This is a genomic window from Rhodococcus sp. WS3, assembly GCF_003797085.1.
GTDB classification, from domain to species: Bacteria; Actinomycetota; Actinomycetes; order Mycobacteriales; family Mycobacteriaceae; genus Rhodococcus_F; species Rhodococcus_F globerula.
Window position 1 is genome coordinate 545692 of the sequence record NZ_RKMA01000003.1, and the last position, 23585, is coordinate 569276.

22 protein-coding genes and 1 riboswitch are annotated in these 23585 nt (G+C 62.3%); of the genes, 12 read left to right on the forward strand and 10 right to left on the reverse strand.

Annotated features, from left to right (window positions below):
• Nucleotides 1-9: 9 nt before the first annotated feature.
• On the reverse strand, nt 10-2682 hold the full coding sequence (locus tag EEB13_RS23725; RefSeq protein WP_141486408.1) for a sacsin N-terminal ATP-binding-like domain-containing protein: 2673 nt from the start codon (nt 2680-2682) through the stop codon (nt 10-12).
• Between the two features lie 68 nt (nt 2683-2750).
• Nucleotides 2751-3563: a DUF3027 domain-containing protein gene (locus EEB13_RS23730; protein ID WP_033234092.1), complete on the reverse strand. Its 813-nt coding sequence runs from the start codon at nt 3561-3563 to the stop codon at nt 2751-2753.
• 38 nt (nt 3564-3601) lie between these two features.
• On the opposite strand from EEB13_RS23730, the gene EEB13_RS23735 reads away from it, so the two are divergent.
• The 3 genes from EEB13_RS23735 to EEB13_RS23745 all read left to right on the forward strand — a co-directional run bounded on the left by EEB13_RS23735 (nt 3602) and on the right by EEB13_RS23745 (nt 6674).
• The gene (locus EEB13_RS23735; protein ID WP_141486409.1) at nt 3602-4438 is read left to right on the forward strand and encodes a glutaminyl-peptide cyclotransferase; all 837 of its coding nucleotides are present in this window, start codon (nt 3602-3604) and stop codon (nt 4436-4438) included.
• Nucleotides 4439-4509: 71 nt separating this feature from the next.
• Nucleotides 4510-6186 (forward strand): MFS transporter, encoded by a 1677-nt coding sequence (locus EEB13_RS23740; protein WP_179300846.1) that lies wholly within the window; start codon nt 4510-4512, stop codon nt 6184-6186.
• 2 nt (nt 6187-6188) lie between these two features.
• Nucleotides 6189-6674, forward strand: coding sequence for a DUF2771 domain-containing protein (locus tag EEB13_RS23745; protein ID WP_033234362.1), 486 nt, complete (start codon nt 6189-6191; stop codon nt 6672-6674).
• A gap of 67 nt (nt 6675-6741) precedes the next feature.
• On the opposite strand, the gene EEB13_RS23750 is transcribed toward EEB13_RS23745, so the two are convergent.
• Complete coding sequence (locus EEB13_RS23750) at nt 6742-7155, reverse strand: cold-shock protein (RefSeq protein WP_165826321.1); 414 nt, start codon at nt 7153-7155, stop codon at nt 6742-6744.
• Between the two features lie 234 nt (nt 7156-7389).
• Between EEB13_RS23750 and EEB13_RS23755 the strand changes: the two genes are divergently transcribed.
• The 3 genes from EEB13_RS23755 (at nt 7390) to EEB13_RS23765 (ending at nt 9083) form a co-directional block, all read left to right on the forward strand.
• Entirely contained in the window at nt 7390-7617 is a 228-nt protein-coding gene (locus EEB13_RS23755; protein ID WP_141486410.1) for a hypothetical protein, read from the forward strand.
• A 33-nt stretch (nt 7618-7650) separates the two neighbouring features.
• Entirely contained in the window at nt 7651-8040 is a 390-nt protein-coding gene (locus EEB13_RS23760) for a YccF domain-containing protein (protein ID WP_045069009.1), read from the forward strand.
• Between the two features lie 255 nt (nt 8041-8295).
• Nucleotides 8296-8514: riboswitch (cyclic di-AMP (ydaO/yuaA leader) on the forward strand.
• Nucleotides 8515-8522: 8 nt separating this feature from the next.
• Nucleotides 8523-9083 carry a transglycosylase family protein gene (locus EEB13_RS23765; RefSeq protein ID WP_033234087.1) on the forward strand — a complete coding sequence of 187 codons (561 nt, stop codon included), beginning with the start codon at nt 8523-8525 and terminating at the stop codon, nt 9081-9083.
• 88 nt (nt 9084-9171) lie between these two features.
• Here EEB13_RS23765 and EEB13_RS23770 read toward each other — a convergent pair whose 3' ends face one another.
• The gene (locus tag EEB13_RS23770) at nt 9172-9360 is read right to left on the reverse strand and encodes a hypothetical protein (protein ID WP_033234086.1); all 189 of its coding nucleotides are present in this window, start codon (nt 9358-9360) and stop codon (nt 9172-9174) included.
• 60 nt (nt 9361-9420) lie between these two features.
• Between EEB13_RS23770 and EEB13_RS23775 the strand changes: the two genes are divergently transcribed.
• The 6 genes from EEB13_RS23775 to EEB13_RS23795 all read left to right on the forward strand — a co-directional run bounded on the left by EEB13_RS23775 (nt 9421) and on the right by EEB13_RS23795 (nt 17165).
• Nucleotides 9421-11745 (forward strand): helicase-associated domain-containing protein, encoded by a 2325-nt coding sequence (locus tag EEB13_RS23775; protein ID WP_141486411.1) that lies wholly within the window; start codon nt 9421-9423, stop codon nt 11743-11745.
• Between the two features lie 87 nt (nt 11746-11832).
• Nucleotides 11833-11958, forward strand: coding sequence for a hypothetical protein (locus EEB13_RS32100; protein WP_254922770.1), 126 nt, complete (start codon nt 11833-11835; stop codon nt 11956-11958).
• Between the two features lie 234 nt (nt 11959-12192).
• Nucleotides 12193-12357 (forward strand): hypothetical protein, encoded by a 165-nt coding sequence (locus EEB13_RS31650; RefSeq protein ID WP_165826323.1) that lies wholly within the window; start codon nt 12193-12195, stop codon nt 12355-12357.
• Between the two features lie 216 nt (nt 12358-12573).
• The gene (locus EEB13_RS23785) at nt 12574-14232 is read left to right on the forward strand and encodes a DNA repair helicase XPB (protein ID WP_033234083.1); all 1659 of its coding nucleotides are present in this window, start codon (nt 12574-12576) and stop codon (nt 14230-14232) included.
• 100 nt (nt 14233-14332) lie between these two features.
• Nucleotides 14333-16420, forward strand: coding sequence for a peptidase (locus EEB13_RS23790; RefSeq protein WP_141486695.1), 2088 nt, complete (start codon nt 14333-14335; stop codon nt 16418-16420).
• An 82-nt stretch (nt 16421-16502) separates the two neighbouring features.
• Nucleotides 16503-17165, forward strand: coding sequence for a DUF3239 domain-containing protein (locus EEB13_RS23795; RefSeq protein WP_141486412.1), 663 nt, complete (start codon nt 16503-16505; stop codon nt 17163-17165).
• 23 nt (nt 17166-17188) lie between these two features.
• On the opposite strand, the gene EEB13_RS23800 is transcribed toward EEB13_RS23795, so the two are convergent.
• Genes EEB13_RS23800 through EEB13_RS23825 form a run of 6 tightly spaced genes read right to left on the reverse strand, consistent with a single transcriptional unit; the run spans nt 17189 to nt 23564 of the window.
• Nucleotides 17189-18175, reverse strand: a complete 987-nt coding sequence (locus EEB13_RS23800; protein WP_141486413.1) for an LLM class F420-dependent oxidoreductase — start codon at nt 18173-18175, stop codon at nt 17189-17191.
• Between the two features lie 9 nt (nt 18176-18184).
• On the reverse strand, nt 18185-19420 hold the full coding sequence (locus EEB13_RS23805; RefSeq protein ID WP_141486414.1) for an MFS transporter: 1236 nt from the start codon (nt 19418-19420) through the stop codon (nt 18185-18187).
• Nucleotides 19417-20763 carry an LLM class flavin-dependent oxidoreductase gene (locus EEB13_RS23810; RefSeq protein ID WP_045068998.1) on the reverse strand — a complete coding sequence of 449 codons (1347 nt, stop codon included), beginning with the start codon at nt 20761-20763 and terminating at the stop codon, nt 19417-19419. Before EEB13_RS23810 ends, EEB13_RS23805 begins: the two co-directional genes overlap by 4 nt.
• 32 nt (nt 20764-20795) lie before the next feature.
• Nucleotides 20796-21674 (reverse strand): ABC transporter permease, encoded by an 879-nt coding sequence (locus EEB13_RS23815; protein ID WP_033234079.1) that lies wholly within the window; start codon nt 21672-21674, stop codon nt 20796-20798.
• The gene (locus tag EEB13_RS23820) at nt 21667-22488 is read right to left on the reverse strand and encodes an ABC transporter ATP-binding protein (RefSeq protein WP_141486415.1); all 822 of its coding nucleotides are present in this window, start codon (nt 22486-22488) and stop codon (nt 21667-21669) included. The genes EEB13_RS23815 and EEB13_RS23820 overlap by 8 nt, the downstream gene beginning before the upstream one ends.
• On the reverse strand, nt 22485-23564 hold the full coding sequence (locus EEB13_RS23825) for an ABC transporter substrate-binding protein (RefSeq protein WP_045068991.1): 1080 nt from the start codon (nt 23562-23564) through the stop codon (nt 22485-22487). The genes EEB13_RS23820 and EEB13_RS23825 overlap by 4 nt, the downstream gene beginning before the upstream one ends.
• Nucleotides 23565-23585 lie beyond the last annotated feature (21 nt).

Here is a 23585-nt window from a genome sequence, read left to right on the forward strand (position 1 = left end):
GTTCCCCCCTCATATCCCCTGCGCAGCTGCCCACACACGCATCACGTGATGGATACCGTCACCGTCCACCCACCACGGCACACTCACCGTGGCCTCCACGGCGCCGGTCAACCGGACGGAGAGTTCGTGATGAATCACTACCTCGCCGCCGGGTACTTCCCGTCCGAGCGCCGCAAACATCAGGACCGCGTGCGGCTGCGCCGCCCATGAGCTTCGCACGCCCGTGCTCACGACCTGACCGCCTACGACAGACGATGCCGTCGCGACATCGAGCAAATCCGCCAGTGCTTCCGCCGTCTCGAAGCTACCCAGAACAATTCGTTGTGTCGGCAATGCCGGACCGAGCCACGGCCGATCGAGAACCAATGCATCACCGGGGTCGACAAGTTCACCGGACAGCCCACGAACGAAGCTCGGCAAGCTCAACTCGTCCAGATCGAGGACGCGCCGCCGCGAAGCGTCGGCCAGCAAGTGGTGGGTTCGGGCGATGACGGCCGGTGCGGGCATGCGCAGTGGATCCGCGAGCCGATCGAGCAACAGCTGAGCCAGTTCCGGATCGTCGACGGTATCGGACGCCAAGACGGAGCTCAGATACTCGCTGCCAGGATGGTCGGCGACATCGAGGAGATCCTCGAACGTGCGATCGTGTGGTGCGCGCAGCAAACCCAGTATCTCGCCGCCCAATTCGGCGTGCGAGCGCAGCCACCACGCCGTGTATCCCCGACGGTCCTCGAGCAGGGTTCTCGTTGCCGGTGACTCCAGCAGCAGGGTCAGCGCATCTGCCCATCGGTTCTCGTCGACCAGGTCGAGGTCACGGACCGCCTCGATGTACTCGGGGTCCTCCCCCAACGTGTCCCACCACTGACTCTCGGAATCGAGATCGTGATCGGGTCCGGACGGCAACTCCTCACGCACGACGGTGAAACCCCAGCCGACGCCGACGACGCGCAGGGCCTGCTCCCCCACCTGTTCGACAAAGCTCGGCTGCACTGTGCCAAAAGGTGAGTCGTCGACCAGGACAGTCGCCAGTGGTGCGCCGGGCAGGAGCAACTGGTCCGCGGAGCACAGCTCTCCGTCCGAATCCGGTAGCAGCACTTCGCCGATCCATGACGGCGCGGCGCCAGGCGCGACGTGCGCAGCGAGCGAAAGAACAGTCGACGCCAATTCCGTTGCTACGGAATCATCTTGGTCGGCAGCATCCTCGATCAGCGCGCGCAACGCCGGGTCGGACAACAGATCCGTCGCCGTCGCACTCGTTGCGCCCAAACGCGAGAGCAGGGGGTGCGATGCCTGCGGGTGTACAAGCCGGGTCCAGGGCACCGGTGGCACCGAATCGCCGAGTTCGGTACCAAGAACCACCGTTCGCGGACCGGTGACAATTCGTCCGTCCGACAGCGGAACCGGTAGCGTACCAAGCTCTTCCACCGCCAGAGCATCGACGACCAACGGCTCGAGCGCCGCGTACAGCCGGTACCACCACGACGGCTCCTGATCGAGTCCGCTGAGCAGTTCCGCGATGCGCGCCAACCCGATCCGATGTGTCGACACCGCCGCCAAAGCCCGCTCATGGCGAGGTCCGGAAAGTTCGGGAACAACCAATCCGCCGATGACGTCGGTGAGCAATTCCGCCAAATCGTCGGTGAGACCAGGAACAACCGATGCCCGCTGCGGCGCCCGGTCAGGTTCCCCCACAACCGGAAGCCAGGCGTTTTCCTGAAGTTCCTTCAGAAGCGCTTCCCGCAGAAGGGAATCCACTTCACTTCGCGCAAAAGCCGGAACGGGCACAAGCGCTGTGCGCTGATCAGTCGGCAACGCACCGACAAAGTTCGCGTAGCCCTCGGCCAGCGCGGCAATCGACGCGCCTGGCAGTATCCGTCGCCGATCCGGTTGCATTGCAATATCCGCGACGACAAGCGCCGGGACGGACAACTCCTCGTCGGATCGCGTCGGCGCCCGCAGTACGTCTTCGGCGACCGGTGCGACTACTCCGTTTTTCACCGGAACTATCCAGCGGGCCTTGGCACTCTGGTACTGCCACCACACCTGCGTGCCGATCGAGATTTCGATCAGCCCGGAGTCCAGTAGACGCTCGGTACGCTCAAAGATTTTGTTGCCCAGCCGAATAGACGTCAAACCCGGTAGCTCGAGGAGCAGATCCACGGCTTCACGTGCCATCCGAGACAACAGGGCGCCGCCGTCGACGTCGTCGCGGAGCGTGAGCACTACCTCGGAATCGGCACCGGCGCGTGGCGACGCCTCCGACGGCCACACCAGACGCAGGGCCGGCACTCCCGACTCCGGAACCTTCAGACCGGCCTTCTCGATCTCGCTTCGAGTTTCCTTGGCGGAGAATCGAATCGAACCCGAAGTCGACCGCAGCTCGAGCTCGTCGCTGACCGAACGAACGGCGGAAAATCCGACGCCGTAGCGCCCGACAACACCATCGGTGGAATCGATCTTGCCCGAAGCACGAAGAGCAGTCAGTGCATGAACACCGTCCTCGTCGAGCGGTCGACCGGTATTGGCAACAGTCAGCACCGAACCGTCGAGATCAACCCACAAGGAACCAGGCGCCCCGGCCCGCAGCGCCGCGTCGGCAGCGTTCTGTGCCAGTTCTGTGAGCAACCTGTCGCGGTAACCCGCTGCAGCCAAATCCGATTCAGTGGCCGCGTCCTCGCGCAGACGCGTCGGCGATTCCGCCCACGCGCGCAGCGTGGCGTCGCGGAGCGCGCCGGTCCCGAACGGATCCCCTACTCGGTGGATACCGAACCCGAATCTTCGGTGCCCGCGGCAGACGTGCTCGACATCTCGACGGCTCCGTCGTCGTAGGCGTCGAAAGCGGGAGAGCCGGCGCCGAGCGGAAGGCTGGTGTCGGAATGCGCGCCGCAGCCGTAACTCGCGTGGACGACGCGGCCGTCAGCGGACAGTTCGTTGCCACACACGCCGAACGCGGCGTGCAACGAACCTGCCAGCGGAAGATAGAAGCCGCACAGCCCACAGGTCGACGGCGCTGCCTTCGCCATGTCGGAGTCTGGTCCGAACTCTCCCTCGGACCATCGCGTAGCCGCGTCGAGCCGGCCCTCGAGGCTCATGACCTTCTTGCGTCCTAAACCCAGTTCCAAGGCGACGTCGTCGACCTCCGGGTCTCCGTTGGCGACGTAGCCGGGAACCAGTCGCGGATCCTGCGCCGGCGGAGCCAGCAGGTCGCCTGGCGACAGGTCTCCGGGACGAATCCGCTGATCCCATGGAAGCCACTCGGGCGCAACCAGTGCGTCCGGTCCGGGTAGCAACGCCAGCTCGCTGATGGTGGCGCGAGTATCGTCTGGACCTGCGGCAACAACAACAGCCCACTGCCACCCGCGGTAGCCGGGAAGGTCTGCTGCAAAACGATGGGTAGCGGCGAATTCATCCTCCGACGTGACGCCGAGGTATGCACCGACTCCGCCTTCGCGCAGCTCTACTACAGCTGCTCGGGCAAGATCGACGGCATCGGCCAGTACGGGGCGCGGCACTGCACGCTCAGGAGAAGTAGCAACACTCACTCCTCCAGTTTGCCGCACCACCACAAGTACGCAACGCACAGGGCTGCGATGCTGGACGGATGAGTAGGTCACGCGCCGGTTTCATCAGCATCGCCTCAGCGCTCGCAGTGATCACATCGGGTGTTGCGGGGTGCTCGACAACGGATGAGGGAACGCCCGATTCCGGGGCCGACAACTCACCTCGACAGCTCTCCGCCGAGGTGATCGAGGTCTACGACCACGACGGCGGAGCCTTCACCCAGGGGCTCGAGATCGACGGAGACAGACTGTACGAAAGCACCGGGCGCGTCGGGGAATCGTGGGTGCGCTCGACGCAGTTCGACGGCACCCCGGTCTCCGGACCCGATATTGCCCGCGCCGAGTTGCCGCCTCCACTGTTCGGTGAGGGCATCACCGTGATCGGGGACGACCTGTGGCAATTGACGTGGAAGAACGGCGTCGCGATTGTCCGCGACAAGGACACTCTCACCGAGCGCGGCCGATTTCCGCTCACCACCGAGGGCTGGGGGATCTGTGCATTCGAGAATCAGTTGGTCACCAGCGACGGCACGTCGACGCTGGTGTTCCGCGATCCGGACACATTTGCGGTCACCGATTCGGTGGAGGTCACTCGCGGCGGTCAGCCGGTCGCAGATCTGAACGAACTGGAATGCGCCGACGACGGAACCATCTACGCAAACGTCTGGCAGACCGACACAATCGTTGCGATCGATCCAGCTGACGGGCACGTGAGCGGCGTGATCGATGCATCACCGCTGCGCAGCCGCCTTGATACCAACGGATCCGCCAACCCGGTCGACGTCCTCAACGGAATCGCCCAGATACCCGGAACCGACCGTTTTCTCCTGACCGGAAAGTATTGGCCACAGATCTTCGAAGTTCGATTTGTCGAGTGATTTCCAACTTTCCCCTCGACTCGTCAGGGGTGTGCGTGGTCGCAGATCACGGACTAGGACAGAATTGAGTGGTGACCGGACCGCGCGAACCCTACGACCCCGATACCCGGCGAATTCCCGACGAATCCGCAGGGCAGACTTTGCATCCCGGTTACGACAATTACCCACCGGCGACGCGGCCGTCGGCGCGTCGCGCGCCGTTACCTCCGCTTCACCCGATCCCCGGCTCCCGTGACGACGCAGGCGATGGCGACGAGGCCAGAAATTCGGGCTCGAAGAGCAGTTCCGACGCGCCCAAAGCCCCGCCGATGCCCCGCAAGCTCACGGTCACGCGAGTGGCCGCGATGCGCAGCCGGGAACTGACGAACAAGGGCATCGCTACGTTCCAGCGCGCCGCCAAAGCCGACGGCGCGGACAAGTCCGGCCTCACCGCGTTGACGTACGCGGTGATGACCAACAACGCGACCGACGCAGCTCTCGCGGTGGCCTTGGCAAATACCCTGTTCTTTTCCGCTGCCACTGGCGAGGACAAAACGAAGGTCGCGCTCTATCTCCTGATCACCATCGCTCCGTTTGCGGTTATCGCTCCCCTCATCGGACCGATGCTCGACCGATTGCAGCGGGGCCGCCGAATCGCACTGGCGGCGTCGTTCGGACTTCGTACCGTGCTGGCGCTGATCCTCGTGTTCAACTTCGACAGTTGGATTCTGTATCCGGCTGCCCTCGGCATGATGGTGCTCAGTAAATCGTTCTCGGTACTCAAGAGTGCGGTGACTCCACGTGTACTGCCACCGGAAATAGACCTGGTCAGGGTCAATTCGCGGCTCACCGTGTTCGGGTTGATCGGTGGAACCATCGGTGCGGGCGCTGTGGCCGGCGCACTCGCACTCGCCTTCAAATCGCCGGGTGCCCTCTGGTTCGCCGTGGTCGTGACGGTGTTCGGCGCCTACCTGAGCATGCGCATTCCGTCGTGGGTCGAGGTGACCGAAGGCGAAGTTCCCGCCACCATCACCTATCACCCGGACGAACAACACACAGCAGGCGGCGGACGCGCTTCGGGCATCAAGAGCGCAAAAGTGCGTCAGCCACTCGGACGCGCGGTCATCATCGGGCTGTGGGGCAACGGCACCATTCGCGTTCTCACCGGCTTCCTCACGTTGTACATAGCGTTTGTCGCCAAATCCAAAACGGACCACGAGCCGTTGCAGCAAGCAATGATGCTCGGCCTGGTCGGCGCTGCCGCTGGGCTGGGCAACTTCGGTGGCAATGCTGCCGGTGCGCGACTCAAACTGGGGCGACCGGCCCTCGTCGTCCTTCGGTGCACCGCGTCGGTGTGGATCATCGCCGTCATCGCGGCTTTGACCGACAACTTGCTGACGGCCGCGCTCGCGACACTGATCGCGTCCGCGGCGAGCGCCTTGGCCAAGGTCTCTCTTGACGCGTCGCTGCAGCACGATCTGCCCGAGGAATCTATTGCGTCCGGTTTCGGTAGATCCGAAACCGTCCTCCAGCTCAGTTGGGTGCTGGGCGGGGCGTTGGGCGTTCTGCTGCCTACTGAATACTGGATCGGGTTCACTGTTGTCTCGGTGTTCTTGACGATCGGTCTGCTGCAGACGTTCCTGAGTTACCGAGGCAGCTCACTTCTGCCCGGGCTCGGTGGCAAGCGGCCTGATCTGGCCGAGCAAGAAGTGACCGAAGTGATCTACACCGGCAAATCCGATCGAGGACAAGGAAGTACTCCGCAGTGATCATGCGCGCAAGAACAAAGAAGATCGTGGCAGCGGTCAGTGTCCTGATGGTGGTGGCGCTGGTTGCCTACGTCTCGGTTCTGGTCGTGATCATCAAGAACATCAACGACGAGCCCGATGGGCTCCCGCAGATCACCGCGTACGCGCACGGTCGCACCATCGAGACTCAGCCTGCCGGGTTCTGCACGATCGACCTGTCACAGTGCGCGCAGATCGGCGATGTGTACGAACTCGACGTGCCCGAGGGATACCCGTTGCAGTTGTCGTTGTCGAAGGAAGTCTCGGACGCCGAGTGGGCGATGCTGGCAGTCTACGAAGACGCCGACGGCAATCAGACCGGTGAGCCTCGCTTCTTCGGAGCCGGTGAATCGTTGGCAGTCACCGTCGAAGCCGAACCCGAGAAGCAACTGGTGGGAGTGGAGATCCACCTTGCTGTCGGCGAAGGTAGCGAGCAGGGGCTACTGATCTGGTCGATCAAGACAGCCTGACCGCTGACATACAAAATGCCCTGCACATCCCGAGAGGAGTGCAGGGCATTTTCTTGTCTCGTACCGATCAGCTGTCGAGCTCACGCGCCACGGCGCGGACAACCTCGGAGATCCGCTGCGCGGTCTTGCGGTCGGGGTACTTGCCGTTGCGCAGGTCAGGCTGAACCTTGGCCTCGAGCAGCGTGATCATGTCTTCGACCATGCCGTGCAGTTCGTCCGGTGTGTGCTTGCGAACAACCGGCTCACGTCGCTGCGCCGATGCGCCGCGCAGCGACGGGGCAGGCTCGAGCACCTTCAGGCTCAGCGCCTGCGGACCGCGTCGACCGGCAGCCATACCGAATTCGACTTTCTGGCCTGCTTTCAGACCCTCCACACCTTCGGGAAGGGCAGACGCACGTACATAGACATCCTCCCCCTCCTCCTGCGACAGAAAGCCGAAACCCTTTTCGACGTCGTACCACTTCACCTTGCCGGTTGGCACCGCGTTCACCCGCTCATCACTCGTCTGGGACTGGCGTCCCACTACTTTCGGAAGGCTCGCGTACGAGCCTCGATGGTCCTGCTCGCATCACCCCGGACGAAGTAAACGACTCCGGTCGAAGAATGCAAAAGAACGCGCCCCGAACTTGCTTGACGGGACGCGCAGTCGCCTCACAGTCTACCTGTGACGAACCGGTCTCGGCACCCACGTTTGCTGGGCACTACCCTTGTAGATGTGGACACTCAACCGAACCCGAGCACTTCCGGCACCGGAAACGGCTTGTTTCGAGTCGCGATGGGGTTGTTTTTCATCGGACTCGTCGCACTCGTCGCCATCTTCGCGATCAACATCTTCAGCGACACACCGCCGGGGTTGGCGCTGTACTTGATCTCCTTGGCGTGTCCGGTCGGTTTTCTGCTGGCCATCGTCTACACCTTGAGGGCGGGTCGTCGCGCCCGCTGATCTCCCGTCACCCCAACCGAAAGGTCACCGACCATGAGACTTCTCCTGAACGTAATCTGGCTGGTCTTCGGTGGATTCTGGTTGGCCTTGGGTTACTTCGCGGCAGGCATCATCTGCTGCATTCTGATCATCACGATCCCCTTCGGTATCGCCGCGTTCCGAATCGGCATCTATGCCCTCTGGCCGTTCGGTAAGACCGTCGTCGACAAGCCGACTGCTGGTGTCGGTTCAATGGTCGGCAACGTCATCTGGGTGATCATCGCCGGTATCTGGCTGGCGATCGGCCACATTGTCACGGCGGTGGCAATGGCAATCACGATCATCGGCATCCCCTTGGCCGTCGCGAACCTGAAGATGATTCCGATCTCGCTGATGCCTTTGGGCAAGGAGATCGTCGACGTCAATCGCGTGAACTACGCATAGCTTCCAATCCCCCACCGATAACGGTGTGACCTTCATCACATTACGGGTGGATAACGGAATAGCCACAAGAGAACCTTCGCTGCGGAATCCTTCACTACCTGGGAAGAGTCCCCTGCGCTTTCGCGGCGGGTTTGTATCCCATTCGGCGCGCCGCGTTATCAAATGGTGACATGAGCGGTGAGAGCCGTTACCGTGAATTCCGGCCGGGAAACTCCGGCCACCTCCGGCCCGCCGCGCCAAACCTTGTCCCGCGGGTACCGGAACTTCCCACTTTCGAGCATTCCAGGGACAAGGACGGGGGACCCAAAGTCCTCTGTGAGAGCAGAAATGTTCTCCACCTGACACCGGTTCGACAAGCAACACATTCGAACCTTGGGGTGAAGCCAGACCCTTTCCAGCCAGGAAAGGCGAGGCCGGGCAACCTCTCAGCCCGAACCCGACAGCTGACCTCGCAGGCGCGTGTGGAGAGGAAATTCACGATCATGAGCGGACGCCATCGCAAGCCCACCACCGCAGGCCGCACTGTCGCCAAGGTCGCCGTCACCGGCGCCATCATGGGTGTAGCAGGAATCGCAGCCACAGGTACCGCCAGCGCTGCCCCCGATTCCGACTGGGATCGCCTCGCACAGTGCGAAGCGGGCGGCAACTGGGCCATCAACACCGGCAACGGCTACCAGGGCGGATTGCAGTTCTCCCCCAGCACGTGGAACGCACACGGCGGCGGCGAGTACGCAGCCACCGCAAACAACGCCACTCGCGAGCAGCAGATCGTTGTTGCCGAGCGCGTCCTGGCCAACCAGGGATGGGGCGCTTGGCCGTCCTGCTCCTCGAGCCTCGGCCTGAGCAGCGGCGCAACGCAGCGGTCCGCTCCGGCCACGACGCCGGCCGCACCCGCCGCACCGGCACAGCAGGTCGCTCAGACCGTCGCACATCCGGTCTCCGACGCAATCGATCAGGCCATTGCATTCGCCGAGGCCAACGGCATCGTCGTCGATCCCCAGATCCTTGCAGCAGCAGACACCGCGAAGTCTTTCCTGAAGTAGGACTGCGAACTGCGCGTTCCGCTCGAACGCACCCAGCTACGAAGAAGGCCCGCACCGATTCGGTGCGGGCCTTCTTCGCGTAGTGGATCTAGCGATTGATGACGGTGTACGGATGGATGTAAGGAAGTGACTCCACCGGTAACGGGAAGGTGGTGTCCTCGCCGAACGGTGAAAGTCCACCGGAGCGGGTCGATGACAATTCGGTCACTGCGTGATCTCCGTCTGCAGTTTCCGGCCATCCTGGATCTACATAGTGCTGCTTCGAATTGTTGGCCACGAAGCCATTTTGACAGGACTCCGTTACGCCGTACATACCAGGTCTCTAATCTGATACCTGATGACCGAAATACGTGGCACCCAGGCGGGCACTTCCGGAGCCGACAGTTTGACCGAATGGCTGTCGGCGCGCACTGACGCCGAGCTGACGGAACTACTGCGTTTGCGGCCGGATCTCGCTGTGCCGCCGCCGAGCACGATGGTGGTGCTCAGTGGACGCGCACAGCAACGCGCGTCGGTCGGTAGAGCAGCCGACGAGCTGGACACACTGGACTTCGGACTTCTCGAACTGCTGGCGCTCGCCGGCGTCGAGGAAACCCCCATGACGCGCGCGGAATTGAACGACGCGCTCGCTGCCCGCGCCCTCACCGGCAAGGGCAAGGTCACCAAGAAGGCAGTCGATGCCTCGCTTGCGAAGATGCGGGCCTATGCGCTCATCTGGGGCACGGATCCGATCAGCATCGTCCCCGCTGCCATCGACACCATCCCGTGGCGACTGGGCCGCGCCCTCGAGCCCGCCGAGTCCATGTCGGAAGCCGAGATCACCGCGGCGCTCAATTCGCTCGGCGAACGTGAACGCGGTCTGCTCGAGACGCTGGCCAACTCGAGCCCCATCGGCCGAACCCGCGACGCGGCTCCGGAAACGCCAGCAGATCGTCCGGTGCAGAAACTCTTGGCGGCCGGCCTGCTCCGGTGGTTGGACGAGCAGACGGTGGAGTTGCCGGCGACGGTACGTCAGGTCATCCGCGGCGAACCGGTCTTCGATCCGACAACGCTCACCGCGCCGGTGATCACCGGCGACAAACTCAAACCTGCCGACGTCAATGCGGCGGCCGCGGGCGAAGCCCTCGAGTTGGTTCGCCAGAGCGAAAACGTGATCGCCGTTCTCGGGGCCGCACCTGCCCCGGCGTTGCGCGCCGGTGGACTCGGAGTGCGTGAACTACGACGTATCGCGAAGGCCGCGGACCTCGACGAGAGTCGGCTCAATCTTGTGGTCGAACTCCTCGCCGCCGCCGGATTGATTGCCAGCGGCACCCCCGACCCCGCCCCGGCGTCCGACACCGCGGACGACTACTGGACCCCGACGATAACGGTCGACGGTTGGCTCAACGCGACCACGGCCCGCAAATGGGAGGTCTTGGCGTCGGCGTGGATCGATGTCCCCCGAGTCCCCTGGATGATCGGAATGCGCGATCCGTCCGACAAGCCGATCGCCGCGCTGGCGGAGGAGGGCCGCGCGCCGTCTGCACCGAGAGACCGGGCGTCGATTCTCGGACTCTTGGCCGAACTCGACAGTGGGCAGAGCGCCTCGCCCGCCGAGGTGAGCCGTTCACTTGCGTGGCGTCATCCCCGACGGAGCGGCCGGCTTCGGACATTTGCAGTCGAAAACACACTTGCGGAGGCGTCGGCTCTCGGACTGGTGGCGCGGGGCGCACTGAGTTCACCGGGCCGGGCGATGCTGCACGGCGGCGACGCCGAAGCCGAAATGGCGGCGGCGCTGCCGAAGCCGATCGACTACATCCTGGTTCAGGCCGACCTGACGTTGGTCGCACCTGGCCCGCTGGTACCTGACCTGCTCGAGCAGGTGACCTTGGTGGCCGATATCGAATCGGCCGGCGCGGCGTCGATGTACCGCATAAGCGAGAGCAGTATCCGCCGAGCACTTGATGCCGGATTGACGGCGACGGAACTGCAGACGATGTTCAGCACGAAGTCCAAAACTCCGGTACCACAATCGCTTTCGTACCTCATCGACGACGTTGCACGCCGGCACGGCCGGTTGCGGGCGGGCGTGGCCGCGTCGTTCATCCGATGCGAGGACGCATCCCTCTTGGCCGAGGTTCTCGCTTCCCCCGTCGCGGAGCCCTTGGCCTTGCGCGCCCTCGCCCCCACGGTGGCGGTGTCCCAGGCACCGCTGCGGGAAGTTCTGGCCGAACTTCGCGCTGCCGGCTTTGCGCCCGCAGGCGAGGATTCGTCGGGTGCCCTCGTCGATCTGCGCCCGCGCGGGGCTCGAATCCCGAACCGTCGCTTGCGGCACGCCACCCGAACGCCGTCGAGTCCGTCGCCGGAACAGCTCGACGCACTGGTGCGAACAATGCGAGCCGGCGACCGCGCTGCCACACCCGGCCGGGGCGGGGTTCGCGCCGACGGATCGCGGGAAAGCAATGCCGCCGCCATCGCGCTGCTCTCGTCCGCAGCCCGCGAGGGAAAGAGCGTCAACATCGGCTACGTCGACGCTCAGGGGGTGGCCACGCATCGCATCGTCGATCCGGTCAGCGTGGGCGGCGGGCAGTTGGACGCATTCGATCCGGCGAGTGGCGCAGTGCGCCGATTCACCTTGCACCGCATCACCTCCGTCAGCCCTGTCGAGTCCGGAAAAAAGTGATCGGAAAAATGCAACTGGCTTTTTTCTGTAAATGAAGTATGGTCGAGGTCAGTTTGTGATTGCCACTTCGAAAAATGAGGAGCGACAATGGCTGACAAGGCGCCGGGTAAGAACATGAAAAAGCCCGCCCAGTCGATCAAGGAACGCCGCGCAGAAAAGCGTGAAAAAGCAGCGGATTCTTCGGAATTGATTCGCAAGAGAAAGCGGAGCTGACGGAAAATACTTTCGTTCTTCTCTCGAGAAGTTTTCATCATGCAAGCCGAGACCGATGCACTCGACTACCTTCACGAGACGTTCGACCAGTTCAGGTCCAGTAGCAGAGGCACAGATCCACGGTCCCGCGGATATGTTGCCGGGATGACACTGGCCGCGGTCTGCGTCCTCGACGAACACGCTCGTCGACCCGGAATTTTGTTATCGGGTCGTTCGTAAAACAAAGGACCCACCGTGAAAAGAACAATCCATGCGCTTGATCGCATTCAAACCAGACTCGAATCAGAACTTGATTCAACTCCCGGTGACAGCGAAAAGAATATCGGTTATCGCTCCGGAATTTCCGAAGCGATAACTCACGTCATGGAAATGCGAAAGTCTGCGGTGGCGCAGAAATAAAAAGTTTCCGCGTCTCCGAAATACGGGGTCAGGAATAGCCGTCAACTGTGCCACGTTGACGTAGGGGTGCCCAAGTGTGGGCACCCCTGTTTGCGTTGTGTATTGCCCGTCACTTGGCGTATTCACCGCGATGGCAGGACAATGGCAGGGTTGCCGCGACACTGCTGCATTCGCTACACGGCTGCACCATCGCATTCGCTACACCAGGAGGACTTCGTGACCGACGGACCGTTGATCGTCCAATCCGACAAGACGCTGCTGTTGGAGGTCGATCACGAGCGCGCCGGCGATGCCAGACAGGCAATCGCACCCTTTGCCGAGCTCGAACGGGCCCCCGAACACGTCCACACGTATCGCATCACGCCCCTGGCCTTGTGGAATGCCCGTGCCGCCGGACACGACGCCGAGCAGGTAGTCGACGCACTGGTCTCGTTCTCGCGGTTCGCCGTCCCGCAGCCCCTGCTGGTCGACATCGTCGACACCATGGCCAGGTACGGACGCTTGCAGTTGGTCAAGAGTCCGGTTCACGGCCTCATCCTGGTCAGCCTCGACCGCGCAGTGCTCACCGAAGTGATGCGGCACAAGAAGATCTCACCGATGCTCGGCGAGAAGGTCGACGACGACACCGTGATCGTGCACCCGAGTGAGCGCGGTCGCCTCAAGCAGATGCTGCTCAAGATCGGCTGGCCGGCCGAGGATCTCGCCGGTTACGTAGACGGCGAAGCGCACCCGATCGATCTCGCTTTCGAAGAGGGCCATTGGGAACTGCGTGACTACCAGCAGATGGCGGCGGATTCGTTCTGGGCCGGCGGCTCGGGCGTCGTCGTGCTGCCGTGTGGCGCCGGTAAGACGATGGTGGGCGCGGCAGCCATGGCAAAGGCCAAGGCCACCACACTCATCCTCGTCACCAATACCGTTGCCGGTCGTCAGTGGAAGCGTGAGCTCATCGCCCGCACGTCGTTGACCGAGGAAGAAATCGGCGAATATTCCGGTGAGCGCAAGGAAATTCGACCCGTCACGATCGCGACGTATCAGGTGATCACGCGTCGTACCAAGGGTGAGTACAAGCACCTCGAACTATTCGACTCTCGCGACTGGGGCTTGGTGATCTACGACGAGGTTCATCTGCTGCCCGCGCCGGTGTTCCGCATGACTGCCGATCTTCAGTCGCGTCGTCGCCTCGGCCTCACAGCAACATTGGTCCGCGAGGACGGCCGCGAGGGCGACGTATTCTCGCTCATCGGCCCCAAGCGTTACGACGCTCCGTGGAAGGACATCGAGGCGCAGGGCTGGATCGCGCCGGCCGATTGCGTCGAGGTGCGAGTGACGATGACGGACGCCGAACGCATGTCCTACGCGGTGGCGGAACCGGAGGAGCGCTACAAACTGTGCTCGACGGCGCACACCAAAATTGCTGTCGTGAAGTCGATTCTGGCCAAGCATCCGAATTCGCCGACCTTGGTGATCGGTGCGTATCTCGATCAGCTCGACGAACTCGGTGAAGCCCTGAACGCACCGGTGATCAAGGGATCGACCAAGAACAAGGAACGCGAGATCCTGTTCGATCAGTTCCGTAACGGCGAGATCCAGACGCTGGTGGTGAGCAAGGTCGCGAACTTCTCGATCGACCTTCCGGAGGCGTCTGTCGCCGTACAGGTTTCGGGAACCTTCGGATCGAGGCAGGAAGAAGCTCAGCGACTCGGACGCCTCCTGCGACCCAAGCACGACGGCGGTCAGGCGCACTTCTATTCGGTGGTTTCCCGCGACACGCTCGATGCCGAGTACGCGGCACACCGTCAGCGGTTCCTCGCAGAACAGGGGTACGCGTATCGAATCACCGACGCGGACGACCTGTTGGGCCCAGCCATCGGTTGAACACATTTCTATAACAAGTTTCACTAATTAGCTGGACGGACGTCCATATCGCGATAGCGTGCTCCCTGTCACACTTGTGCCTATCGGGGAGTCGCGCATGTTGCGCTCGGTTACACGTTCACGCGGTCGTCTCGGCGCCGTCGCTGCGCTTCTGACAGCTTCGCTGCTGTCGGCAATCGGAGTAGTTGCCACCACCGGCGTCAGTTCCGCGACTCCGGTCGCGCCAGGTACAACGGTGTATCAGCTTGCGAACGGCTGCTACGCACTACAGGGTGCCGGCGGTGCGTTCGTGAACCGGGACGGCAGCGGCTACCGCAGCGGCGGAACAACCGTCGACGACGCCGAATCATTCAGGCTCCATGCGGCGCAACTCGGCCGGATCATGTTCTACGGCACCGACGGATCGATGCTTGCCCATGACGGCGCCGGCGGCGTCGTGGCAACGCCAATCGCGACCCCGTCGACGGACTGGACAGTGATGTCGAGCGGCGAGAAGTTCGTTCTCACCGCCACCACAAACGGTCGAACACTGGTCAGCCACGATTCCACCCTGTCGCTGGCCGAACCCGGCGGCGCACCGGATGCCGCCTCGTTTGCCCTGATCCCCCGCACCGGATGCGCCGATTTCCCGGAAGCCGAAGTGAACGCTACTGGTACGCCGTCGGAGATAGGCCCGGGCGGCGAGGTCACCGGATTCATCGATACGCATGTCCATATGAATGCGTCCGAGTTCATGGGCGGAAATCTGCACTGCGGTAAGCCTTTTGATCCCCAAGGCGTCACTGCCGCGCTGGTCGACTGCCCGGACCATCAACCCAACGGCATGCCGGCGCTACTCGAAAACGTACTCTCCTTCGGCGATCCATTCGCAACCCACGACACCACCGGGTGGCCCACTTTCCCCGATTGGCCGGCTCACGATTCCCTGACTCACGAGCAGACCTACTACACGTGGGTGGAACGCGCGTGGCGCGGCGGTTTGCGCATCTTCACCAACCTTCTTGTTGCCAATCGTGTTCTGTGCGAGCTATATCCGACCAAACGCAATCCGTGCGACGAAATGGAGACGATCCGGATCCAGGCCAAGCAGACACGTGAGATCCAGGATTACGTCGACGCACAGTACGGCGGCCCCGGCCGTGGCTGGTTCCGGATCGTAAGCTCACCGGCCGAAGCCCGGCAGGTGGCGGCCGACGGAAAACTGGCCGTCACGCTGGGTATCGAGGTGTCGGAACCCTTCGGGTGCACACTGCGAAACGATGTGCCGCAGTGCACGACCGAAGACATCGATCGCGGTCTGGACGAACTCTACGATCTGGGTGTCCGGCAGATGATCGTCACGCACAAGTTCGACAATGCCTTAGGTGGCACGCGTTTTGACGGTGGCATCACCGGGGTGGCCGTCAACATCGGTAACTACCTGGGTACCGGTGAGTTCTGGCAGTCCGAACCGTGCACCGGTGTCGCCGAGGACAACGAGCTGCCCACCAAGGTCGACGGCGCCCAGAATCTCCTCGCCGTACTCCCACCCGGCGTGACGCTTCCGGTGTATCCGGCCGGTGCGCAATGTAATTCACGTGGATTGAGTGCTCTCGGTGAGCACACCATCCGCGGGTTGATGGAGCGAGGCATGATCATCGACATCGACCACATGAGCGTCAAGGCAGCGGACGCGACACTCGGTATCCTCGAAACCGCCCAGTACTCCGGCGTTGTGTCGAGCCACAGTTGGAGCGACGAAAGCTTCTACCGGCGGATCTATGCACTCGGTGGTTTTGTTGCGCTGTACGCGGGCACACTCGATGCTTCCGACGGTAAGCACGGCGAGACCGGATTCATCGACCAGTGGCGCGAAGCCCGGGAGATGCGAAGCGAAAACTACTACTTCGGATTCGGCTACGGCGCCGACACCAACGGATTCGGTCCCCAGGCCGCGCCGCGCAGTGATGCCGACGCCAATCCTTTGCAGTACCCGTACACCGCCTTCGACGGCACAGTCATGGACAAGCAGCGTGCCGGCGACCGCGTCTTCGACGTCAACGTCGACGGTGTGGCTCAGTACGGAATGATCCCCGATTGGATTGCGGACATGCGTATTGCCGCGGGGCCGGATGGAGATCAGATTATCGACGACATGAGCCGCGGCGCGGAGGCCTACCTGCAGATGTGGGAGCGCGCGCGGAAGTAGCTACCCTGGTGGAGTGGCTCCTGGAGTTTTCAGGAGCCCTCGACCGAGTACACCCGCCCGCCACCTGCGAAGGAACACACCAGTGGCTGATTTCCAGTTCACCGTCGACAAGGCTCACGCGAAGTCCGTCAACGACACGTTGGCCGATGTCCGTCGTCTGCAGGTTTCTGCCGTGATCTTCGCCCTCATCCTCGCCGCGCTTGCCGCCTGGCTCATCAGCATGGGTGCGGTGTGGTCCACCATCGCCGGCGCTGTTCTCGCTGTCGGTGCGATCAGCTCGCTGGGTGTGGCCATATGGGCGCCGCGCAAGGTGGGAAGCATCGAAAAGTTGTACAGCGAAAACCCGTTGGTCCCCACGATCGTCTCCGAGATTCACCCTCGCGCCGCGACACTGACCGCGTTGATCGACGTCGCGAAGCCGTCGACGCAAGGACCGCGATACGCGTTGGTCACCCGAAACGTCCGACTCAACCCTCATTGGAAGGTCGGCGATCGTGTTCCGTCGGTCGCCCTGCGGTCGGACCGCTCCACACGCAGCAAGGACGACGTCTGGCAGATGGTCAACCCGATGCCCATCGAATGGGGCACCAAGGACGCCCGAGTCCTGGCTCGCGCCACCGCAGCGATCAGTGCAAGTGAGTGGAACTTCCTTCAGAGTCGACTCGCTGACTCGAAGGAAGTTCGCACCCACCCGGAACGCCGCGTCATGATCGAGCCGGCTGACCTGCCCGACAACCTGCGCTAGCAACTGCCGCTGAGGCAACTGCTCTAGCGCAGTGCCGGCAATACCTCACGTTCGAACAACTCGATGCCCGAGGTGTCGTACGCAGCTTCGGGGAAGTAGAAGATCCCGTATTCAAGCCCCTGTGACTTGAGAGCTGACAGGTTTTCGATGATCTGTTCCGGAGTTCCGACTGCGGGCATACCGCGGAACGCGTCCAGCGACGCTTCGGCAGCAGCTTCGCCCACCAGAGGCGTCAGCCGGTCTTTGACTACCCGAAGCCGCTCGGCCACTTCGGCTTCCGTCGATCCGATGGCAACGTTGTAGTTTGCGGAGCGGACGATGGCGTCGAAGTCGGTGCCCACCGTATCGCAGTGCTTCTTCAAGATCTCGGACTTGCGCTCGAATCCTTCGGGTGTGCCGTCGAAGTTGGTGTACTGCGCGTATTTTGCCGCAATCTTCAGGGTGACCTTCTCGCCGCCGCCCGCGATCCACAACGGGATTCCCTTGTCCTGAAGGGGAAGTGGTCGACAGATAGCGCCGTCGACCTGGTAGTACTTGCCATCCAGCGTCGCGCTGCCGGTCGACCACGACTGTCGCATGATCTGGATTCCCTCGTCGAGACGGCCGAGTCGCTCACCGGCAGAAGGGAAACCGTAGCCGTAGGCGCGCCATTCCTGCTCGTACCAGCCGGCGCCGATACCCATTTCGACACGACCGCCACTGATCAGGTCGGTGGTGGCCGCAATTTTTGCGAGATAGGCCGGGTTGCGGTAGCTGATGGCGGTACACATCTGGCCCAACCGGATACTCGACGTCGACGCGGCAAGGGCCGACATGAGGGTCCATGCCTCGTGCGTTGCTTCCTCCGTCGGCGCAGGAACCGTATGAAAGTGGTCGTACACCCACGCCGACTCCCACGGTCCCGCTTCCGCCCGCAACGTGAAGTCACGCATCACCTCCCACTGCTGTGCAGGGTCGATGCCAACCAGGTCCAGGCGCCAGCCTTGAGGAACAAAGAGTCCGAATCGCATCATGCGAGCCTACCCAGACCGTCCGCGATCCGCCTGCGCCGCCACGGACGGCGAATAGCGCGGAATATATCGATGCATCACCGCTGCGCCGGCAAAGAACGTCGCTCCCAGAACCGCAAAGGCCCAACCGAGTGGAACTGCAGCAGCAAGCACACCAATCGCAAGAGGTCCACCGAACATCCCCGTGTCATGGGTCAGGCGCCAGGCTGCGAGAAACTCGGCCCGCTCGTCCGGTGGAGCGATATCCGCACCCAACGTCATGATGACTCCGTTGCCCAACCCGTTGCCGATGCCCATGACAACGGCAACCGCGGTCAATCCCAATGCTCCTGTCGACAGCGGCAGCAGAAGATACGACACTCCGATCACAGTGAGCGACGGGACCGCCACCAATCTTCTGCCGTAGCGGTCCATGATGTGCCCGGCCGGATACGAGCACAGGAGATCCACTGCCGCGCCCACACCGAAGATCACACTGACCTGGGCAGCGTCCAACCCGAGATGCAATGCCCACAGTGGAAGTACCGCTTCCCTCGACGCCCGAGCGGCGCCCATCAGGACAGATCCGATGCCCAGTGTCGACAGCGGTGCGCGATGTCGACCGAGAATGTCGGTCAACGTGACGAGTCGGTGTGCGCCGCCGCTCGCGTCGACCGTGCGCGGTGGATCGGAAACGCGTGCCATCAGAGCCCCGGCGAGTACAACACCGACCAACTGAACCAGGAAACCGCCGCGGGTGCCCATCATCAGAATCACCCCGGCGCCGATCAGTGGTCCGAGAAAGAATCCCAGACGCCACATCGCCGCGAACGACGACATCGCCCGGGCTCGCAAGCTCAGCGGAACCGTCTCAGCGAGGTAACTCTGCCGAGCCAGGCCCCACACCGCATTTGCCAGTCCGGTCAGCAGGGCTCCGATTCCCAGTACCCAGGGAGTCGCGGCGAACAGGCAGATCACCACTCCTGTTGCACCGAGAGCACTTCCGCCGATGATGGACCGACGCTCGCCGAAACGCGAGACTATCCGGCCGGCCGGTAGATCACCGAGAACAGCGCCCAATCCGCCGAGCGCAACGATCAGTCCCGCAACGGTGATCGACGCCCCGAGGTCCCGGGCGGTCACAGCCATGATCGGCGCCGCCGCGCCCTGGCCGATTCCGAAAATCGCAGCCGGGACAAAAACCGTTGTCACCAACGGCTTCAGCGCGCCTACTCCTGGCTGCGCTCGGGGAACTGTTTCCGTCACGCGCTCACTTCTACGGCCACCGTAGCCCGCGAGCGCTTACCGACCGACTCCGCAAGCCCGTAGTGGCCACGCAACGTGGATTCGGTGTACTCCGTACGGAAAAGCCCCCGGGACTGCAGAATCGGCACAACCCGATCGACAAATATCTCGAGCCCACCCGGCAGGTACGGCGGCATGATATTGAAACCGTCGGCTGCACCTTTGTCGAACCATTCCGTCAACTCGTCGGCAACCTGCTCCGCCGTCCCGGCAAAAGTGCGGTGTCCCCGCCCACCGCCAAGTTTGCCGATCAGCTCACGGACCGTGAGCTTTTCGGTCTCAGCCAAGTCCTTGACCAATTGGTATCGGCTCTTGTTGCCCTGGATGTGATCAAGATCGGGCAACGGCGGAAGAGGTGCGTCGAGCGAGTGCTCCGTGAGGTCGACGCCCACCATGTTCGAGAGTTGACGCAACGAGTACTCCGGCGAGATCAGATCGGTGAACGACTGCTCGAGCGCTTTTGCTTCGTCTTCCGTGTCTGCGATGAAGGGAACGATTCCCGGCAGCACTTTGAGGTCGTCCGGGTTGCGGCCGTACCTGATCAATCGGGATTTGAGGTCGGAGTAGAAGTCTTGGCCCTGTTCGAGTGTTCGCTGCGCAGTGAAGACGGCTTCGGCATATCGCGCCGCGAAATCTTTACCACTTTCGGAGGATCCAGCTTGCACCAGTAGTGGCCGGCCCTGCGGCGATCGCGGCGAATTGAGCGGCCCGGCCACCGAGAATCGTGGACCGTCGTGGTCGATGCGGTGTACTCGGTCCGGGTCGGCAAACACGCCGGTCTCCTCGTCCAGGAGGATTGCGCCCTCTTCCCAGCTGTCCCAGAGGTCAAGCGTCACATCGACAAACTCTTCGGCCCGCTCGTAACGGTCACTGTGCGCCGGCACTGCACCCAGTCCGAAGTTTGCGGCTTCATCGGCGCCGGCCGACGTCACGATGTTCCACCCGCCGCGGCCACCGCTGATGTGATCGAGCGAAGCGAACTTCCGCGCGAGAGTGTACGGATCGCCGTAACTGGTCGAAGCCGTGGCGATCAGGCCAACCTTGTCTGTCGCTGCCGCTATCGCCGACAGCAAGGTGACCGGCTCGAAAATCGCCTGGGTATTGTGCTTGACGCGCGGACCGACGGCCAAACCGTCGGCAAAGAACACCGAGTCGAGCTTCCCGCGTTCCGCGATGCGGCCCAGATTCTGGAAATGCTTGACATCCAACAAGTTAGCCGCATCAGTATTCGGATGACGCCACGCTGCTTCGTGGTGGCCGACGCCCATGAGAAATGCGTTCAGGTGAAACTGTCGTTCGGACATGATAAAAGAACGTTCCTTCCGATGAGTGAGTATCAGGTGGCGGGACGCCAGCGTGAGAGCCGGCGTTCGATCAGCACCAGGACACCGTTGAGACTAAGACCGAGCAAGGAGATTGCGATGATGCCCGCATACATGTTGGGAATCTGGAAATTCAACTGGGAAGCGGTGATCAGATATCCGAGACCAGCTTTGGCTCCGACCATCTCGGCTGCAATCAGCACGAGGATCGACGACGCGGCCGACATCCGAATCCCGGTGAAGATCGTAGGAACCGCGGCCGGGAGGACAACCTTCTGGAACAGCCTGATCGGGGAAAACCCGAGTGATACAGCGGATTTGACGAGCAAAGGATCAACGCTGCGCACTCCGGAGATCGTATTGAGCAGGATCGGGAAGGTGCAGGCATAGATCACCAGCGCGATCTTCGACTCTTCACCGATTCCGAGTATCAGCACGAATACGGGCAGTAGCGCCAAAGCCGCTGTGTTGCGGAACAGTTCGAGGATCGGGTTGAGGAAGTCCGAAACGGGGCGGTACCACGCAATCGCGATACCCAACGGAACCGCGACCACTACTGCCACAAAAAATCCGGTCAAGGCACGAGACAAGCTTGCGGTGACGTGTTCTTGCAGTTGGCCGTTACCGACCAGAGTGAAGAACGCCGACACCACTTCACTGAACGGTGGGAGAAAAACCCTGTCCACCAACCCGAAGCGTGGTGCTAATTCCCAGATTCCGAGTAGCACAGCGATGGCAATCGAAGGCTTTGTGATGCGCCATGCCGTCGATCGCACGTAACGTGCTGCGGCGCCGACCTGATCGGCCGACTTTCGGGTCACAGAGCCGACCCTCCGCTCTGATGTCGGTTCCGGCGCGGTAACCAATTCCGGGATTGCCAGTGCGCTAGACATTCGCGGCCTCCTTCGTCGGATCGAGCTCATCGGTCCGCGCACGTTCCACTTCACCGTGCAGAAGGGTCCAGATCTGGTGCCGGAAATCGCGGAATTGCTCACCGGAGCGCACATCCGCGGCGGTCCGATCGATGTCGATATCGACGATCGTCTTCACCCGGCCAGGCCGGGACGTCAAGACGGCCACGCGTTGTCCGAGATAGATGGCCTCGTCGATACCGTGAGTGATGAACAGAATCGTCTTGCCTGTCGCTTTCCAGATCCGGAGCAACTCGCCCTGCAACGATTCCCTCGTCTGTGCGTCCAATGCCGCAAACGGCTCGTCCATCAGCAACACTTCCGGGTCGAAGGCAAGGCTGCGAGCGATGGCGACCCGCTGCTTCATACCGCCGGACAGCTCGTGGGGGTACCGATCGGCGAAGCCCTCCAAGCCGACCAACTCGAGGTAATGATCGGCAAGTTCGCGTCGTGTGCTCTTCTTGACGCCCTTGGCCTCCAATCCGAACTCGATGTTGTGACGAGCAGTTCGCCACGGCAGCAGAACATACTGTTGGAAGACAATTCCGCGATCCAGCCCCGGACCGGTGATCTGCTTGCCGTCCAAAAGGATTCGGCCTGATGTCGGAGAACTGAGCCCGCCGAGCAGATCGAGCAGAGTGGACTTGCCGCAGCCGCTGGGGCCGACGAGGACCAGAAACTCGCCCGGTGCCACGTCGATGTTGATGCCCTCGACCGCCGTGAATTTTTCACTCGTCCCGCGAATGTCGAATTCCTTGGTGACGTCCTCTAGCCGAAGTTTCGGTTGAGTGCTCATTTTCCGACCTCCAATGCCTGTCCGTCAGCGCCACTTTCGGGTGTGTACGTCCCGTTGGCGTACGGGTTGAATGTGTTGGTATAGATGTCCGCCGGAGTCAGTTTCCCTTCCTCCAATTCACCGTTGCGGGTCAACCAGTCGATCCAGGTACTGATCTCGACGTCCTCAATCACTCCACCGGGTCCGGCGACTCCCGGGCTCTTCCAGTAGCTGATCAGCTTCGTGTCTTCGTTGCGTCCCCGAGAGTTGATGATCGAGGTAAATTTGGCGACTACTTCATCGCGCGAGTGCGTCTGCGTCCAACGAATGGCGCGTGCTGTTCCCTGCACGAAGTCAGCGACTGCATCTTTGTTCTGCGCGATGTAGTCGTCGCGGAATACCAACGTGCCGTAGGTGAACGATCCGAACAGCGATTCGTCCGTGAAAAGCTCACGCAGACCTCCACGTTCGAGAGCCGAATCTCGGAAGACCGATCCGAGGGTTGCGACGTCGATCTGACCCTGGCGTAGTGCCTGTTCCGTGTTGACCGGCGGAACAACGATCAGTTCCACCTGGTTGATCTCGTCCGGCGTAAGACCTTCCCGCGCAAGCCATTCACGGACGACAAACTCGTGGTGCGCCCCGAGGGTGTTCATTCCGACCTTCTTGCCGATCAGGTCCTTTGCCGATGTGATCGGACTACCGTCAAGTACGTAGTACCCATTGAAACTCTGCTTGTCCGAGCCGTAGTAACCGATGACCGAAGTGATCGGAGATCCGGCAGCAGCCAACTTCACGATGGCTCCGTTGAAGGCTCCGCCGAAGTCGGTCTGACCGGTGGCTGCATTCTGGATACTCTGCGGACCACTGGTGGTGTCGCCGATCCAGTCGAGTTGCACGTCGTTGAAATACCCGAGGTCGGCGGCAAGTTCCGGGAACAATACCTGACCTGCACTCCCCTCGTAGCGAAGGACGGTCTTACCGTCAGCGGTCTTGACCACTTCGTCGGAGGAACCTGAGCATGCGACGGCGAGGCCGGCTAGAGAGACAAGTGCGAGGGCCGCGGCGACAGAGCGCGCGAAACGGGGGCGAATCATGAAGGTGCTTCCTGTAGAAGA